This is a genomic window from Paenibacillus sp. MMS18-CY102 (assembly GCF_009789195.1).
Lineage (GTDB): Bacteria > Bacillota > Bacilli > Paenibacillales > Paenibacillaceae > Paenibacillus_T.
On the sequence record NZ_WSTC01000010.1, the window covers coordinates 159,674 to 176,717 of the forward strand.

The 17,044-nt window shown below is 51.8% G+C and carries 14 protein-coding genes and 2 rRNA genes; all 16 read right to left on the bottom strand.

What is annotated here, in order from left to right; genetic code table 11:
* Positions 1 to 93: 93 nt before the first annotated feature.
* A complete protein-coding gene (pssA, locus tag GON22_RS09530) occupies positions 94 to 837 on the bottom strand; it encodes a CDP-diacylglycerol--serine O-phosphatidyltransferase (RefSeq protein WP_160395867.1) in 744 nt (247 codons plus the stop codon).
* 103 nt (positions 838 to 940) lie between these two features.
* Complete coding sequence (gene disA, locus GON22_RS09535) at positions 941 to 2,011, bottom strand: DNA integrity scanning diadenylate cyclase DisA (RefSeq protein WP_160395868.1); 1,071 nt, start codon at positions 2,009 to 2,011, stop codon at positions 941 to 943.
* 12 nt (positions 2,012 to 2,023) lie between these two features.
* A complete protein-coding gene (radA, locus tag GON22_RS09540) occupies positions 2,024 to 3,394 on the bottom strand; it encodes a DNA repair protein RadA (RefSeq protein ID WP_160395869.1) in 1,371 nt (456 codons plus the stop codon).
* A 167-nt stretch (positions 3,395 to 3,561) separates the two neighbouring features.
* The gene (locus GON22_RS09545; RefSeq protein WP_160395870.1) at positions 3,562 to 4,992 is read right to left on the bottom strand and encodes a DHA2 family efflux MFS transporter permease subunit; all 1,431 of its coding nucleotides are present in this window, start codon (positions 4,990 to 4,992) and stop codon (positions 3,562 to 3,564) included.
* Positions 4,993 to 5,048: 56 nt separating this feature from the next.
* Positions 5,049 to 6,407, bottom strand: a complete 1,359-nt coding sequence (locus GON22_RS09550) for an LLM class flavin-dependent oxidoreductase (RefSeq protein WP_160395883.1) — start codon at positions 6,405 to 6,407, stop codon at positions 5,049 to 5,051.
* Positions 6,408 to 6,579: 172 nt separating this feature from the next.
* Complete coding sequence (locus tag GON22_RS09555) at positions 6,580 to 7,410, bottom strand: ABC transporter permease (protein ID WP_160395871.1); 831 nt, start codon at positions 7,408 to 7,410, stop codon at positions 6,580 to 6,582.
* 23 nt (positions 7,411 to 7,433) lie between these two features.
* On the bottom strand, positions 7,434 to 8,279 hold the full coding sequence (locus GON22_RS09560) for an ABC transporter ATP-binding protein (RefSeq protein WP_160395872.1): 846 nt from the start codon (positions 8,277 to 8,279) through the stop codon (positions 7,434 to 7,436).
* A 19-nt stretch (positions 8,280 to 8,298) separates the two neighbouring features.
* Positions 8,299 to 9,459 (bottom strand): ABC transporter substrate-binding protein, encoded by a 1,161-nt coding sequence (locus GON22_RS09565; RefSeq protein ID WP_160395873.1) that lies wholly within the window; start codon positions 9,457 to 9,459, stop codon positions 8,299 to 8,301.
* A gap of 255 nt (positions 9,460 to 9,714) precedes the next feature.
* On the bottom strand, positions 9,715 to 10,266 hold the full coding sequence (locus tag GON22_RS09570) for a YfiT family bacillithiol transferase (RefSeq protein WP_160395874.1): 552 nt from the start codon (positions 10,264 to 10,266) through the stop codon (positions 9,715 to 9,717).
* An 87-nt stretch (positions 10,267 to 10,353) separates the two neighbouring features.
* Positions 10,354 to 12,822, bottom strand: coding sequence for an ATP-dependent protease ATP-binding subunit ClpC (gene clpC, locus GON22_RS09575; RefSeq protein ID WP_160395875.1), 2,469 nt, complete (start codon positions 12,820 to 12,822; stop codon positions 10,354 to 10,356).
* Positions 12,823 to 12,855: 33 nt separating this feature from the next.
* Positions 12,856 to 13,869, bottom strand: a complete 1,014-nt coding sequence (locus tag GON22_RS09580; protein ID WP_442954370.1) for a protein arginine kinase — start codon at positions 13,867 to 13,869, stop codon at positions 12,856 to 12,858.
* 66 nt (positions 13,870 to 13,935) lie between these two features.
* Entirely contained in the window at positions 13,936 to 14,445 is a 510-nt protein-coding gene (locus GON22_RS09585; RefSeq protein ID WP_160395877.1) for a UvrB/UvrC motif-containing protein, read from the bottom strand.
* Between the two features lie 59 nt (positions 14,446 to 14,504).
* Positions 14,505 to 14,966, bottom strand: coding sequence for a CtsR family transcriptional regulator (locus GON22_RS09590; protein WP_160395878.1), 462 nt, complete (start codon positions 14,964 to 14,966; stop codon positions 14,505 to 14,507).
* 403 nt (positions 14,967 to 15,369) lie between these two features.
* On the bottom strand, positions 15,370 to 16,557 hold the full coding sequence (locus GON22_RS09595; protein ID WP_160395879.1) for a GNAT family N-acetyltransferase: 1,188 nt from the start codon (positions 16,555 to 16,557) through the stop codon (positions 15,370 to 15,372).
* 92 nt (positions 16,558 to 16,649) lie between these two features.
* Positions 16,650 to 16,766 (bottom strand): 5S ribosomal RNA (gene rrf / locus GON22_RS09600).
* Between the two features lie 123 nt (positions 16,767 to 16,889).
* Positions 16,890 to 17,044: ribosomal RNA gene (locus tag GON22_RS09605) — 23S ribosomal RNA — on the bottom strand; the annotation flags it as partial.

Here is a 17,044-nt window from a genome sequence, read left to right on the forward strand (position 1 = left end):
AAAAATGGCGGTGCAGGGATTGTCTCCCTAACACCGCCATTCCTTACTTTCACCAATTAAATGAGCAGGCTTACTCGTGGGACAGCCTGCCAGTTAAGCGCTATGCTCTGACTTTGCCGCATCTTCTGCAGCCGTGCGCCGCCGCTTCTTGCGGCTTGCCCTGCGCACCAGGGCACTAACGTTTTTTTTTAAGCCGTACAATGCGTAAACCAGCAATGGCACGAAAATGATTTTGGATAGATGCTTAGGGAACATATAGCCGAGTACAACGGCAACGATAACGATAATAGGCACGACCCAAATTGCGTTTTTCGGAATGCCGAACTTCTTAAAATTCGGGTACTTCACTGTGCTTACCATCAGGAACGACAGCAACAACGTGCTTATAAGCAGGACGACGACCGAAATATCCTTACTGAATAATGCCAGCGTCGACAGCACCCCGCCTGCTGCAGGGATTGGAAGTCCGATAAAGTAGCCGGGCATGCCGGATATGACGTTAAAGCGAGCCAACCGAAGCGCACCACAGATCGGGAACAGCGCAGTTACAATCCAAGCGGCCGCCTGATTTAAATCCTGAAAAGCAACTACGTACATAATGAACGCCGGTGCAACGCCGAACGAAATGACGTCCGACAACGAATCCAGTTCTTTCCCGAACTCGCTCTGCGCGTTAAGCGCGCGTGCAATTCGGCCATCCACGCCGTCTAACAGCATGGCGATAATAACCATCATGGCCGCCAATTCTGGCTTCTCGTTGAACACGAGAATGATGGCGACTATACCGAGAAAGAGATTGCCTACTGTAAACAGGCTAGGTATCGATTTTGTGATCATCCGTTCCACCTCATCTCTACTATGCCCAATAAATCGATTCGCGAACACATGCAACAATTCCAATGAGAACCATACACGAACGCATTCCCTCATTCTATGGGATTTAAATGTGCCTGTCAATGAACATTTGATCTTGAATTCGCTTAAGCCCTTCCTTGATCGCACGTGCACGAACTTCTCCAATGCCATCGACTTCGTCTAACTCTTCATAGGTAGCCATCACTATATGAGGAAGATGATGGAAGCGATCGACGAGATTATGCATAACAACGATAGGAAGACGTGGGATTTTGTGGAGCAAACGATATCCTCTTGGGGATACGGCCTCATCTGCAGATGTTCCTGCATAGCCAAGCAGCCGGATAATATGCGGCGGATCCATTAGTTCATCGGAACTGAGCTTCTTAAACGCAATGCGAATATCCCGAATGCGGTCATCCGAATTATCCTTCGCATAATCCTTGAGCAAGAACCAAGCATCTTCTTCTACGCCTCCGACAAGCTCCTCCATCTGCATGTTGATGAGGCGGCCTTCTGTCCCTAACTCATTCACATACCGTTTGATCTCCAATTTAATGCGGACGACCATCTCAACGCGATGCACGACATGCGCGACTTCTTGCAGTGTAACGAGCTCCTCAAACTCAGCCGCTGACAAGTTCGTAAACGACTGGTTTAATACAACTTTGTATTTCTCCAACGTCTGGATAGCTTGATTCGCCTTCGTCAGAATGACCGCCATGTCTTTAAGTGCATAACGAAGATTGCCTTGATACAAAGTGATAACGTTCCGGCGCTGCGAAATCGATACGACCAGCTTGCCGGTTTGCTTCGCAACCCGCTCCGCCGTCCGGTGGCGTATGCCAGTCTCTGATGAGGTAATGGAGCTATCAGGTATTAGCTGGGTGTTGGCATATAAAATACGCTTAATATCTTCGCTTAAGATAATAGCGCCGTCCATCTTCGCAAGCTCATACAAATAGTTAGGCGAAAAATCGCAATTAATCGAAAAGCCGCCGTCTACCACTTCCATCACTTCCGGGCTGTAGCCGACAACGAGCAGTGCTCCCGTCTTGGCACGCAGCACGTTTTCCAACCCATCGCGGAAAGCCGTCCCTGGTGCAACTAGCTGCAGCAATTGGTTCATGACCTCAAGCTCTCTCTGTTCCTTCATTGTGTGCCCCCTCTATCCGAGCGCTGCCCTGAGCGCCTCCGCCACGGTGGATACGCCGATGATTTCAATGTTGGACGGCGGCTTCCATCCTTTCAAGCTATTCTCGGGCATAATGACCCGTTTAAAGCCTAGCTTCTCTGCTTCACGTACCCGCTGCTCCGCCCTCGATACCGCACGAACTTCACCCGTCAAGCCAACTTCGCCAAAAATAACATCAAATGGACGCGTCGGCGCATCCCTAAAACTAGAAGCAATGCTGACCGCTGCCGCCAAATCAACCGCAGGCTCATCGAGCTTGACGCCGCCTGCCACATTCAAGTAAGCGTCTTGATTTTGCAGGAACATGCCCATTCGCTTCTCCAGCACTGCTATAATAAGCGCCATCCGATGATGGTCGATGCCTGCCGACATGCGCCTTGGCGAAGGGAAGTTCGTCGAAGCAACGAGCGCTTGCAGCTCTACGAGCACTGGCCTTGTTCCCTCCATGCTCGCTACAACCGTGGAGCCTGCAACGCCAAGCGGCCGCTCGGACAAGAACAGCTCTGAAGGATTTGCTACTTCACGCAGGCCGCTTTCGCCCATTTCGAAAATGCCAATTTCGTTCGTCGAGCCGAACCGATTCTTAACCGCACGCAGCAGGCGGTACGTATGGTGGCGCTCCCCTTCAAAGTAAAGAACGCAGTCGACCATATGTTCCAGCATGCGCGGGCCGGCAATTGCCCCTTCTTTGGTCACATGCCCCACAAGAACGGTCGCGATGCCTTTAATCTTCGCAATTCGCATGAAGTGCGAAGTGCATTCCCTAACCTGTGCGACACTGCCTGGCGCCGATTGCACGTTCGGATCGAACACCGTTTGAATGGAATCGATGACGACAAGCGCGGGCTCAACCGATTCGATCGCTTCGCGAATCGATTCAACATTCGTCTCGCACAGCACGTATAACTGTTCAGACAACGAACCTAGCCGGTCTGCGCGCAATCTCGTCTGGCGAACCGATTCCTCACCCGATATGTACAAAATCCGCATGCCGCTTGCGGCGAGTGAGTGGGATGCTTGGAGCAGCAACGTCGATTTTCCGATACCTGGATCGCCGCCCACCAATATGAGCGAGCCTGGCACTACCCCGCCTCCGAGGACGCGGTTCAGTTCGCCAAGCTTCGTATCGATACGCGGTTCTTGGTCACTTTCTATGTGTATGATGGAACGCGGCTTTTCTTTCGTTTGAAAAACGGCAGCGCCCGCTGCGCCGGTTGTCTTGACGACGGTTTCCTTTTCCTCCACCATGGAGTTCCAAGCTCCGCAGCCCGGACATTTGCCCAGCCATTTTGGCGATTCCGTGCCACATTCCATACATGCGAATTTCACTTTTATTTTTGCCATTGTCGGCTCCCTTAACAGTAAACGATATCATTCAAAGTTTACCATTTTCGAACCGCAATAGAAACCCCTAGCGCCATGCGGAATAAGAGGAGAACGTGTCGTTCTCCCCTCTTCGTATGTTGCAATTCCGATTTTCCCCAGAAGAAGCGAGCGCCGTAAGGTGTGCTTTAACCCGTGTGCCCCTCCTTTATATGTGGCTTTCCTGCAGCAGCCCGTTTCCTGTTACGCATTAGCAATGCGAGTGGAATGCTTAATGAGGTGAACAGCAGCGCAAGCAAGAACACATCATTTAGACCGTGCATGTAGGGTGTTAGAACATTCAACTGGTCCGCCCTATCAACAGTTGACGGGGATACTCCGGCTAGCCCGCCATAAGCGCTTATTCTCGAATAGAAAAAGGCAGTGAACAGGCCAATGGCAAGCGCTCCCCCTGCCTGCCGAATCCAATTAATTAATGCAGAGGCATGTGAAGCAAGCTGCTGCGAAACGGCGGACATGCCTGCGTTCATGGCGGGCGTCATCGACAGCCCGATACCAACGTAACGCACGGCCATCCATAGCATGACAAATCCATGGCCCGATTCCGGCTTCAGCCTGCTGAATTGCCAGGTTGCAACCATAAGCAGAACAGAGCCCGCAATAAGCAGCGAGCTAGGGCCAAGCTTTTTATAGTAACGAGTAGAAATCGTCGTGGCAAGCGTCATCGATAAGGCAGGCGGCAGCAACAGCAGGCCGACATGCAACGGAGCCATCCCCTGCACTTGCTGAAGAAATAACGGGATAAAATAAATGCCCGAATACAGCCCTACAATTAAGATGAGCGAAGCAGCCAAGCTAGATGAAAACATCCGGTTATTGAACAGCCTTAGTTGGAGCAGCGGTTGCTCAGAGCGCAAGGAGCGCCGGACGAACAACCCAATAAACAGCAGGGCTGTTGTTAGGCATACAAGCGAGGATACGGACAGCAAACCCCAGCGATTCATTTTGCTAAACAGCATCAACAGCGCAAGCGTTCCTGCCATTACGTAAGACAAGCTGAGGAAATCCGGGCGCTGAATATTCTTAGCCTTCGCAACTGGCAAGCAAGCCAAGCCCATTCGCCAGACGAGCAGCCCAATTGGCACCGTCACCCAGAAGATTAGCCGCCAATCCGATTGCTGCAGCCAGCCGCTAATCGTCGGGGCTAGCGCAGGCCCGAGTATCGTCGACGCCGTCCACCAGCCGAGTGCGGCTGAATGCCGCTCAGGCGGCAGCGTGCCATACAGTATGGAGAGGGTCAACGGCTGCAAGATGCCGCAAAAGATTCCCTGAAGCGTTCGGAACACGATGAGCGAGTAAATGCTCCAAGCGAAGGAACAGATAATTGAGCAAACGGTCAACATCACAATGCAGGACAAAAACAGCCTGCGTGTGCCAAACCGCTCCTCGAGATAAGCACATACGGGTGCAACCATTCCTGTCGCCAGCGTGAAGCCAGTCATTAACCACTGTGCTGTCGATAGGTCCGTATGGAATATCGTAATAAAGCCCGGAAGCACCGCATTCAACGATACGACATGGTAGATGGAAAGAAACGAGCCGAGGAAAAGAGTCGCCATCGTTAAGCGACTCCCTCCCCGGCCGAATAATCTGCCGATATCGGCTGTTGCCGATCTCACTTTGCCACCTGCACAGCGACCTGCTCTATGGCCTGCTCTTGTTGCTGCTTGGCAAGCTCAGTTGCTGTGAAATCTGCGGGACGGCGCAATCCGAGATTTTCCCGGAGCGTCGCTCCCTCGTACTCCGTGCGGAACAAGCCACGGCGTTGCAGCTCAGGCACGACCAAATCCACGAAGTCATCCAATCCGCCCGGCAAATAAGGAGGCATAATGTTGAAGCCATCCGCCGCGCCGTTTTCAAACCACTCCTGAAGCTGATCCGCAATCTGCGACGGCGTGCCGACGATCTCACGATGGCCGCGAGCGCCTGCAATGCGCTGGTACAGCTGGCGTATCGTCAGTTGCTCCCGATCAGCGAGGTCCTTGAGCAACTGGAACCGGCTTTTGCCCCCATTAATTTGGGAAAGCTGCGGCAGCTCAGGCAATGGGCCGTCGACTGGATAGCCAGCCAGATCAAAGCTAATCAAGGCCGACAGCAGCGCTACGCCCGCTTGCTCTGGAATCAATTGCTCGAACAATGCCTTCTTCGCCGCCGCTTCCTCTTCCGTACGCCCAATGATCGGGAATACGCCCGGCATAATTTTCAGGTCATCAGGCGATCTGCCATAACGCGCTAAGCGCCCTTTGACATCCGAATAAAACTTCTGCGCTTCCTCAAGCGTTTGCCAAGCCGTAAAAATCACTTCTGCCGTACGCGCTGCCAGTTCTTTTCCTGGCTCAGATGCTCCCGCTTGAATCACAACAGGATGCCCCTGAATCGGGCGCGCCACATTCAACGGGCCGCGAACGCTGAAATACTTGCCCTTATGGTCAATCGCCCGAACCTTATCCTTGTCTGCGAACCTCGCAGATTCTTTGTCATATAGGAGCGCATCATCATCCCAGCTATCCCATAGCTTCGAGACGACATCAACGAATTCTTCAGCCCGCTCATAGCGGAGATCGTGCTGGACATGCTTCTCGAGGTTGAAGTTTTTCGCCTCCGCATCAGAACCTGATGTAACCACATTCCATGCAGCGCGGCCTTCGCTAAGATAATCAAGGGATGCAAACTTGCGGGCGACATGGAACGGCTCGTTATAAGTCGTTGATACAGTTCCCGCCAAGCCAATATTCGCCGTGGCCGCACTCAAAGCGGACAACAGCGTGAATGGCTCTGGCCTTACGTTAACCGTCTGCTCCAGCGCTTCGGGATACCGTTCGTGAACGGCATACCCATCTGCAAGAAACACCATATCGAACTTGCCCCGCTCCGCCGTCAACGCGAGCTGCTTATAAAACTTAAAGTCGAGCACGCTCTTCGCCTCTGCTTCTGGATGCCGCCATGCAGCAACGTGATGCCCTGGGATCATCATAAACGCACCTAAACGAAGCTGTTTCTTCGATTGGTTATCCGAATTGCCAGTTGAACTCGATTGCGATTGTTCATAATTGTGACTCATTGCGATCCACTCCTCTATCTATTGTGATTGTATTGGGATTCCATGTATCCTTCATTACATCCCATGAACCCATCGTTCCATCCCATTAATCGTTCGATTGTGTTTTCCAAGACGAGAACCGCCGCTCCAGCGTGACTAATAGCTGATTGAAGAGCAAACCAAGCAAGGAAATCGTAATAATGCCTGCGTACATTTCGGGAATTTGGAAGTTAAACTGCGTGTAGTTAATAAGATAGCCAAGCCCTGCCTTGGCGCCTACCATCTCTGCCGCGACCAATACGAGAATGGAGTATGCGCCAGCCAGGCGGATGCCGGTGAAGATCGTCGGAACCGATGCTGGCAGTATCACCTTTTGGAACAGCCGCAACGGTCCGAGCCCCATGGACTTCGCTGATTTGATCAGCAGCGGATCAACATTTTTAACGCCATTAATTGTGTTTAGCAAAATCGGCCACGAGCAAGAGTAGAATACGAGCGCGACCTTCGACGTTTCGCCGATGCCAAGGATCAGCACGAACACCGGCAACAATGCGAGTGCCGCCGTATTGCGAAACAGCTCCAGCAGTGGGTTCAGCAGCTCAGCGACTTTCGGATACCAGCCGATTAGAAGCCCTAGCGGAATCGCCAGCAAAATCGCCAGGCTGAAGCCTGTCAACGAGCGCACGATACTCGCTTGGAAGTGAACGGCGATATCGCCTCCCTCCAATAGCCCCCACCAAGCTCGAATGACTTCCGAGAACGGTGGCAAAAAGGTGGAATCTACAACTCCGATACGCGGCGCTGTTTCCCAAATAGCCAGCAGCAAAATAATTGCGATGCTCCGCTTAAACACCTTGCCCAGCAATCCGAGCGGAAGCGAAGGCACCTTCGCATTCGCACCATAAGGGACAGCGACAGACTTGTTAATAACCGCCATTTCCAATCAACTCCTCTTCTTCGTTATCCGCGTGCCCCGACGGCCGCACCTGCTTGCGCTTTGTGATGCTCCTGCTGTTGTGCCCTTGATACTTCTTCCCGCAGCAGCTCCCAAATCTCATGCCGCAGCTCGCCGAACTCCGGTAATGAACGAATGTCCTCCTCCGCGCCACCTAAATGAATCGGGATATCAAGCACCTGCTTAATCGTCCCTGGACGGGAGGTCATCACTGCAACCCGCTGGCCCAAATAAACCGCTTCGTCAATGCCGTGCGTAATAAACACAATCGTCTTCTTCGTCTGCTCCCAAATGCGAAGCAATTCGCTTTGCAACGTCTCTCTTGTCTGGGCGTCCAATGCGGCGAATGGTTCATCCATTAACAGCACATCCGGGTCAAAAGCTAGGCTGCGCGCAATGGCAACCCGTTGCTTCATGCCGCCTGACAGCTCATGGGGATAACGCTGCTCGAACCCTGCCAATCCGACCAATGCGAGAAAATGGCTCGCCCGTTCGCTTCGCTCCTTGCGCGGCACGCCTTTGGCTTCCAGCCCGAATTCAATGTTCTGCTTCGCCGTCTTCCAAGGGAATAGCGCATACTGCTGGAACACGATGCCTCGATCAAGGCCCGGGCCATCAATTGGCTTTCCATCGAGTAAAATCTGTCCAGCTGATGGCTTCGTCAACCCGCCAAGCATATCCAGCAGCGTTGACTTGCCGCAGCCGCTCGGCCCGACGATGACCATAAACTCGCCGTCTTTCACGCCTAGCTGCACGTCTTTGACCGCCGTGAAGGTCGAGAATGCGCCTCGTCCTTCAGCTGGATTGCGCACCTTGAAGGTTTTCTGCACATTGTCGAATTGGATTTTCATTGGTTCATCCTCCTCTTGATTACTTGGTCTCTTGATCGTCTTTAAAGGCGCTAAACTCATCGGTGTACAAATCCGTCAGCTTCACATCGTCTTCCTTGATTTCGCCGCTCTTCACCAGCCAATCTTTCCAAACCTTGAACTCGCTCTCGCGGATATAACCGCCTTTGCCGGCAATGCCAGTGCTCTTCCAATACTGAATCGTCGTCGAGTCTTCTTTGCGCCCGCGTTTTTCAATAATCGCTTTGTACTTCGCGATAACCTCTTCCCGCGGCGTCGTGCGCGCCCATTCGATCGCTTTGCCCGTTGCTTCGACGAACTTACGTACCGTGTTCGGGTTTTCTTCGATGAATTTATTTTTGAAAACGTAGCTCCCTGCCGTGAAGGTGCCGAACAGCTCGAAGTCCGTGAACAGCGCTCGTATTCCGCCACGCTCCAACGCCTTATCCCGAAGGACGCTGCCTAAAGCCGCTACGTCGATTTGTTTCTGGCGCAACGCCTGCTCCGTATTGACCGGCGGAATAACGACGAGCGTTACTTGCTTGATCTCATCCTCCGTCAATCCATTCCGCCGCAAATATTCCTTCGTAACGAATTCCGAGTGTGCACCTAACGTGTTTACGCCAATCTTTTTGCCAATCAAGTCCTTCGCTGTCTTGATCGGGCTATCTTCCAATGTGTAATAACCGATGTACGTGTCCTTATCGATTCCGTAATACCCGATGACCGCTTTCACCGGTGCGCCAGCCGAGATCAACTTAATGATTGCCCCATTGAACGCTCCGCCAAAATCCGATTGTCCCGTCGCAGCGGTCTGAATATCTTGCGGACCGCTTATCGTGTTGCCAATCCAGTTCAGCTTGATCGGTGCCAGATAGCCAAGCTCCTCGGCTAGTTCTGGGTATGTAACGTTCCCAACGCTGCCTTGGTATTTGAGTTCGAGCGTTTCAAGATCGGATCCGCCCTCCTTGCCACTTGCCGCTTTGCTTGAGCCATCGCCGCATCCGGTCAGCGCCAGCATGAGCACAAGCACGATCGAAATACCTAGCGCAATCGATGTGCGGCGTTTGTTGCCTTCCCGTTTGCGGTTTATAAGCTGCTCATTGTTCTTTGCATAACTTGCTTGCAGATGTATCGCTGTCTCTTGCATTTCCCGCTTGTTTTTCTCCCCGATTTTGGCCATGTCCGCCACGTTCCTCTCCGCTTGTCTCTGTAATGGTTGCCTAACACAAAAAGGCCTTTACTCGGAATTAGTTCCGTTGTAAAGACCTCCAGATGCCTGGTCGGCTTATTGCTAATTCTCGGCGAATTAGTTAATTATATAAAACCTATCTGTTTAGTATGATTAGTATCATAACAGCCCATTTCCTGCCAGTCAATAGAAAAAAAGCCTCGAATCGAAAAATATTTCGATTAAAGGCTTCATGATATTACTGCCCTATTCCCAGCTTTTTCGCTGCTTCAATGACGTAATATGCGCCACATGATGCTGGCCATGCCAAGCGTACATGCCTGTGGCTTCAAGCAATGTCATAGCCCGGCCATGCTCAGGGTGGATGAAAGCACGTTCAAATTGCCCATCTTCCATTCGTTCGAGAAAATAATGCCACCGCTCATGAAGAGCCTCCACAAGCCGCAACGAACTGCCAATTGGCGCCCGCTCGCCATCCGGCAACTCTGCCCACAGCTCCTCGGCATATGGTTTGATCGTCGGCCGTTCTTCCGTCACCGCTAGTTTAAACCTCGTGTAGGAGTTCATATGGCTGTCCGCAATATGATGCACGACTTGGCGCAGCGTCCAACCACCGTCTCGATAGGGCGTATCCAATTGGCCATCATCAAGCCCCCGAACGGCTTCCTCTAGCTGCTTCGGCAAAACGCCAATCTCTTTTATCCACTGCTGTCGTTGGTCCACCGTAATGGACTCCGGCACTACAAACCGACCGATGGGGAAACGCAACAATTCCAGCTCCACCGCTTGCTCGCTCATCCCTATTCCTCCAGTATGTAAAAAAGCGCTGCAAGAACCTGGCTCTTGCAGCGCCTTTGATCTTATTGCGTCGTGACTAAAACTTACTTACGTATTCGCCGGCTCTGCATGGTCGGCAGCCTCTGGCTCCGCACTTGAACGATGCACGACGAGCGCGCCATCCTTCTCGTCGATCAGCAGCGAATCGCCTTTCGTTATCGTACCCATAAGCAGATCCTCGGACAAGCGGTCCTCGATATGCTTCTGAATAGCGCGGCGCAGTGGACGCGCACCGTATTGCGGATCGAATCCTTCCTTCGCGAGGAAGTTTTTCGCCGCTTCCGTCAGCGAGAAGTCCACCTCTTGCTCTTTGAGACGTTTGCGCAGCTCTTCGGACATGAGCGTCACGATTTGCGCGATATGCTCTTGCTCCAGCGAGTGGAACACGATCGTCTCATCGATCCGGTTTAAGAACTCTGGACGGAAGCTCTTTTTCAGTTCGCCCATTACTTTATCTTTCATTTGGATAAATTCACGGCCCGAATCTTGCACGGCAGTGAAGCCAAGCGTCGAATTCCGTTTAATTTGATCAGCGCCAACGTTAGACGTCATGATGATCAGCGTATTGCGGAAGTCTACAACGCGGCCTTTGGAGTCCGTTAGGCGGCCATCCTCAAGCACTTGCAGCAAGATGTTGAACACTTCCGGATGTGCTTTCTCAATCTCGTCGAGCAATACGACCGAGTACGGTTTGCGGCGTACTTTCTCGGTCAATTGGCCGCCCTCTTCATAGCCGACATACCCTGGAGGCGCGCCGACCAAACGAGACGTCGAATGCTTCTCCATGTACTCCGACATATCGATCCGGATGACGGCATTTTCATCACCAAAAATCGATTCGGCAAGCGCACGAGCCAGCTCCGTTTTGCCTACACCTGTTGGGCCTAAGAAGATGAACGAACCAATCGGGCGTTTCGGATCTTTCAGGCCTGCACGGGCACGGCGGATAGCGCGGGATACCGCTTTTACCGCATCGGTTTGGCCAATGACACGATCATGCAAAATCTCTTCCATCTTCAGCAGGCGCTGCGTCTCTTCCTCAGCCAGCTTGCTAACCGGTACGCCGGTCCAGCTTGCCACAACCTGTGCGATATCCTCAGGCGTTACCTCGGAATCGGTGCGGCCTTGCTTTTCTTTCCATTGGTTGCGCGTAATATCCAGCTCTTCGCGCAGCTTTTGCTCCGTGTCGCGCAGGGCGGCTGCTTTCTCGAACTCTTGAGACTGTACAGCTGAGTCCTTCTCCTTACGGATATCCTCCAGGCGATTCTCAAGCAGCTTCAGGTTAGGCGGTACCGTATACGTTTTGAGCCTTACTTTGGAAGAAGCCTCATCGATCAAGTCAATCGCCTTATCCGGCAAGAACCGGTCCGTAATATAACGGTCAGACAACTTGACGGCTTGCTCGATCGCTTCGTCCGTAATTTTTACACGGTGATGCGCCTCATAACGGTCGCGCAGGCCGTGCAAGATTTGAATCGCTTCCTCCGGCGACGGCTGGTCAACCGTGATCGGTTGGAACCGGCGCTCTAGGGCAGCATCCTTCTCAATATATTTGCGATATTCGTCCAGCGTCGTGGCACCGATGCACTGCAGTTCGCCCCTTGCCAGCGATGGCTTCAGGATATTCGATGCATCGATTGCCCCCTCTGCTCCTCCTGCACCAATCAAGGTGTGCAACTCGTCGATGAACAGAATGATGTTATTCGCTTGGCGAATTTCGTCCATAATTTTTTTCAGCCGATCCTCGAACTCGCCGCGGTACTTCGTGCCTGCAACGACCGAGCCCATGTCCAGCGTCATAACGCGTTTGTCGCGCAGCGTCTCAGGAATTTCGCCAGCAATAATTTTCTGTGCGAGCCCTTCTGCAATCGCTGTTTTGCCGACGCCTGGCTCCCCGATCAATACCGGGTTGTTCTTGGTCCGGCGGCTCAGCACTTGAATAACGCGCTCGATTTCTTTGCTCCGGCCGATAACCGGATCGAGGTTGCCTTCGCGTGCGAATGCCGTCAAATCACGAGCCAAGCCATCCAGCGTTGGCGTGCTTACATTAGCTGGCGCACCATGGCTGCTGGATACCGCTTCGCTGCTGCCGAGCAGCTGGAGCACTTGCTGGCGCGCTTTGTTCAGGCTGATGCCCAAATTGTTCAGCACGCGTGCAGCTACGCCTTCGCCTTCGCGAATCAGGCCAAGCAGAATATGCTCTGTGCCTACATACGTATGTCCAAGCTTCCGCGCTTCGTCCATCGATAGCTCGATAACTTTCTTCGCGCGCGGCGTATAGGCAATGTTCGTCGGCTGCTCTTGGCCGCGGCCGATGAGCGCTTCGACTTCATCTTGAATTTTCTCTAATCCAAGGCCAAGCCCGATGAGCGCCTTCGCCGCAATGCCTTCTCCTTCTCGAATAAGGCCAAGCAAGATATGCTCTGTACCGATATTGTTATGGCCTAACCGTACTGCTTCCTCCTGCGCCAACGCCAACACCTTCTGTGCACGTTCCGTGAATCTTCCGAACATCATTGCGAAACACCCCCATGAATGATTTACAATTTATTACGTTAACTGCTTGCGAATAAGCTCCGCTCTACGGATGTCCCTTGCTTCCGGGCTAAGCGCTTCCCCGAATACCTGCTGGAGGAATCCCGGCTGCATCAGCACCATCAGCTCGTTCATGACCTGCGAGGTAACCCCGCCAATCATGCCTAGATCAATGCCAAGACGAATATCCGATATCCGTTGCGCCGCTTCCTTCGAGTCCATGATCCGCGCTTGCGACAGTACGCCATAGGATCGCAGAACCCGGTCTTCAATACGGATGCTGGATTCTGTCATTAACCGCTGTCTCGCCGCTTTCTCATGCTCAATGATTTGCTGCGCTACGCTGTACAGATTATCGATGATTTCCGCCTCGGATTGGCCGAGCGTAATCTGATTCGAAATTTGAAACAAATTGCCGAGCGATTCACTGCCTTCCCCATACATCCCTCTAACCGCTAGCCCTACCTGGGTAACCGCGGATAAAATCCGGTTAATTTGCTGCGTTAGCACCAGCGCTGGAAGATGCATCATAACAGACGCCCGTATTCCAGTTCCGACATTCGTCGGGCAACTCGTTAAGAAGCCTCTTCGTTCATCGAACGCGTAATCCGCTTCTTCTTCATAAATATCGTCAATGCGGCTAGCCAATGCCCACGCCTCTCGGATTTGAAAACCCGGATATAGACATTGAATGCGCAGATGGTCTTCCTCGTTAATCATGATGCTAACCGATTCCTCATCGCTTAGGATGACGGCGCCATTGCGCGACTCGTTCGCCAGATTTGGACTGATCAAATGTTTCTCGACCAGCACCCTCCGCTCTAGCTCACTTAGCTCAGCAAGCTTATAGGTTTCAAAAGAACCTTGCTCGCTTAGCTTGCCATTATCGGCAACCTCCGTCAGTTGATTCATCACTTCCAGCGACTGCTGGTTGGACGCCAGCATCGGAAACGGATGGGTTCGCAAATTGCGGGCAATTCGGATTCGGCTGCTAATAACGATGTCCGATTCGGGCCCTTGCCCTTTCATCCAATCGCTAAGCGGCTGCTCAGCGAAACGTCTCTTCGACAAAAGTGATTCTCCTCCTTCCCGCGATTACAGCCCTTCCGCTTTCCGTTCCAGTTCCCGGATTCGGTCCCGGAGCAGAGCTGCTGCCTCGAATTCCTCTTGGTCGATGCGGGTGATGAGTTCTCGGCGAAGCTGGTCGATTTCACGCTTCGTCTGGATAACGCCGCCAGATCGCTTCGGAATTTTCCCTACGTGTACAGTGTTGCCATGTACACGCTTGAACAATGGATCCAGCTTGCTATCGAAACTTTGGTAACAGGAGCTGCAGCCGAATCGGCCGAGCTTGCTAAACTGTGGATACGTTAAGCCGCATGTCTCACAGCGCATCGTTTCCTGCTTCGAGCCTGGCCCCGTTCGCTCAAAGTCGAGCAGGCCTGACAATAAACTATGAATGGAGAATCCGTTCGGCGAGCCAGGGATCATCTCCCCTTTGTCGCGTGCACATGATTCACAGATGTGAAATTCGTTTTTCTCGCCATTCACAATTTTCGTAAAATGAAGCGTTGCCGGCTTCTTGCCGCATTCCTGACATAACAAGCCGCCATTCCTCCTTTATCAGTGGCTGAATAAACCACCGCGGTCCCGTTTCTGACCGACTACCTAGATAGTAGCGCGATAAGCATCGCCTTTAAGATTCGGGCACGCACCTCGTCACGCAGCGGCAGCTTCAACGCCAACGCTTCACGGGACATCGCTGCCTTGAGCATCTGTGCTTCCCTTTTCGTTACGATCTCCGCTTCCTCCAACTGGTAGATAAGCCCCTCAGCAGCTCCTTGGTCTACCCCTTCACCAATGACGCCTAGTATGAATGGCGTGATTGATTTAAGGGCAGGAAGCTCAGCTCGCTGGATGCGAATGTAACCTCCGCCTCCGCGCTTGCTTTCCACCAGATAACCCTTCTCCAGCGTAAACCTTGTACTAATAACGTAGTTTATCTGTGAAGGCACGCAGGAAAAACGATCAGCAAGATCATTACGTTGAATCTCAACTGCACCCTCGGTACTATCCTGCAGCATTTGTTTCAAATATTGCTCGATGAGATCGGAAATGTTTCGCATGCACCAACCTCCCTCATGATGCGCACTACTCGATAGGCCAAGCGTTTCTTTCATTTCACTCGCCAAAGCTTCGTCTCCCGGCGTTATGTATAGCGCCGTCATCGGCTGCAGAGAGGGCTGCGAACCGTCTCTGTTGACTTTGACTTTCTTTGACTTTAACTACATTATACGATTTTTCAAACCAAGGTCAAGAGGTCGACAGCAAATTAGTCAAAATTGTCTGACTTTTACCTCCCATTGTTTTGATGCCTCTCTTTATATAGAGTGGGACGTACCAAAGCTGTTTATACCTGCCCTTCTAACTGTTTTTAAAAACAAACAAGGCGTTTGCTTATCCTTTGTTGATAAGAAAACGCCTTGTTTGTTATTGAATCAGCTATTCACATGTGAATAAAATGTATTGTTAGAAGAAGTCATACAAAAACGTCTGTGAGATGGGGATAATTTGCTCTAGTTTTTGAATCTCTGCTGCCGCACCTGTCAACTTTCCGACCTGATTCAGCCTTGTTGGCCGTTTATACCCTAATAGCATCGCCGTAAGGGTTGGAATGTCACACTGCATACCGTTCTCTTGCATTGTTTGTGGATGGCCTGTAGATAAACGGCTTGCTTGTGCACGACCATCTGCGTCTACTCGAATAACAAAGCTGCCTTCATTCCATGGGGCATGAGGATCCGTCAACTGGATTATCCACTCATGTGCACAGCCTGTGGATGTAAATGCATACTGGTTAATGAACGCTTCCACATCCACAATTCTCGCCATAAAATAAGGAATAACTTCTTGTTGAATGCGTGGATTATCAAGCAAGTAAGGCAAATCATCATCTGATGGTGCCCACACAACCACTTCCTTCACCATCGAGTCGTGGTTCGACAAAAATGTCCATAACGCCCGTCTAGCCTCTTCATTCCAGTACACCAATTCATTAACCGTCATCTTCATATCCTTCACATCGTACAGCACATAACCTTGCGCTTGCCCGTTCTCTGCAATATAAAGGGCAGCTTGCCCTTTCTTGCGAACAAAAATGCGGTTCGTCCACCATTCTTCTGTTCGGGAAAGCGTGCCATTGTAACGTGCAGCATACGGCTCATATACAGCAGCTAATCGATCAGCATCAGCTGCTGCCAGCCGCTCGATTGTTCCGCTTGTCTGCTGCCTTCGTGGCATAAGCGCAGTTGGAATAGTGTACTTACGATACTCTGTATACAGCTCCCACCCGAATTTGCGATAAAAAGAAAACTCAAATGGATGCAGCATTGAAATCGTCTGGCCCGCTTGCCGCATCGTCTCTAGAGAATGGCATAGCAACTGGCTTACAAGACCCTGCCTGCGGTATTCCGGCCACGTCGAAACGCCAGCCAATCCCCCCATAGCAAATGCCTTGCCATTAATATATACATTCAGCGGCAATAAGGTTAGCTGTGCAAGCAGCTTGTCCCCTTCGAATGCTCCCCACTTCTCCTCAGGACGGAACTGTGAGCGCCGTGTCGCTCGCTCTTCTTCAGTAAGTGGCATTTGGAACGCAAACGAAGATAAATCTAAACTATCCTCATAATGTTCCTCTGTAATTGTACGAATAATCATACGCTAACCGCCTTTCCATACAAAATGTCAACTGACGATTAAATAAACATATACAAAAAGCCGCCCGTTGTAAACAACGGGCGGCTCTTCGTGCTTGGCGTCTTCCTACTCTTCCAGGACCCTGCGGTCCAAGTACCATCGGCGTTGGAGGACTTAACGGTCGTGTTCGGGATGGGTACGCGTGGAACCCCTCCGCCATCGACACCAAACGTGCAATCGCTCAGCTTAGCTGCTGCGATGCGTGCTTGAAGGTTACACCTTCAAAACTGGATGCGAATGTTGAATCCTTAGCTTTGTCTTGCTCACGAAGTTGCTTCTCTTAATAAGAAGCTTAGGATAAGCCCTCGACCTATTAGTACTCGTCAGCTGCACGCATTGCTGCGCTTCCACCTCGAGCCTATCAACCTGGTCGTCTTCCAGGGGTCTTACTAATTGGGAAATCTCATCTTGAGGGGGGCTTCGCGCTTAGATGCTTTCAGCGCTTATC

Bases quoted from the DNA above. Each gene is read 5' to 3' on its own strand.
- GON22_RS09565 (WP_160395873.1), bottom strand. From the start codon at position 9,459: ATGGCCAAAATCGGGGAGAAAAACAAGCGGGAAATGCAAGAGACAGCG.
- pssA (WP_160395867.1), bottom strand. From the start codon at position 837: ATGATCACAAAATCGATACCTAGCCTGTTTACAGTAGGCAATCTCTTT.
- GON22_RS09550 (WP_160395883.1), bottom strand. From the start codon at position 6,407: ATGATGATCCCAGGGCATCACGTTGCTGCATGGCGGCATCCAGAAGCA.
- GON22_RS09590 (WP_160395878.1), bottom strand. From the start codon at position 14,966: ATGCGAAACATTTCCGATCTCATCGAGCAATATTTGAAACAAATGCTG.
- GON22_RS09555 (WP_160395871.1), bottom strand. From the start codon at position 7,410: ATGGCGGTTATTAACAAGTCTGTCGCTGTCCCTTATGGTGCGAATGCG.
- clpC (WP_160395875.1), bottom strand. From the start codon at position 12,822: ATGATGTTCGGAAGATTCACGGAACGTGCACAGAAGGTGTTGGCGTTG.
- GON22_RS09595 (WP_160395879.1), bottom strand. From the start codon at position 16,557: ATGATTATTCGTACAATTACAGAGGAACATTATGAGGATAGTTTAGAT.
- GON22_RS09570 (WP_160395874.1), bottom strand. From the start codon at position 10,266: ATGAGCGAGCAAGCGGTGGAGCTGGAATTGTTGCGTTTCCCCATCGGT.
- radA (WP_160395869.1), bottom strand. From the start codon at position 3,394: ATGGCAAAAATAAAAGTGAAATTCGCATGTATGGAATGTGGCACGGAA.
- disA (WP_160395868.1), bottom strand. From the start codon at position 2,011: ATGAAGGAACAGAGAGAGCTTGAGGTCATGAACCAATTGCTGCAGCTA.
- GON22_RS09545 (WP_160395870.1), bottom strand. From the start codon at position 4,992: ATGGCGACTCTTTTCCTCGGCTCGTTTCTTTCCATCTACCATGTCGTA.
- GON22_RS09560 (WP_160395872.1), bottom strand. From the start codon at position 8,279: ATGAAAATCCAATTCGACAATGTGCAGAAAACCTTCAAGGTGCGCAAT.
- GON22_RS09580 (WP_442954370.1), bottom strand. From the start codon at position 13,869: ATGAAAGGGCAAGGGCCCGAATCGGACATCGTTATTAGCAGCCGAATC.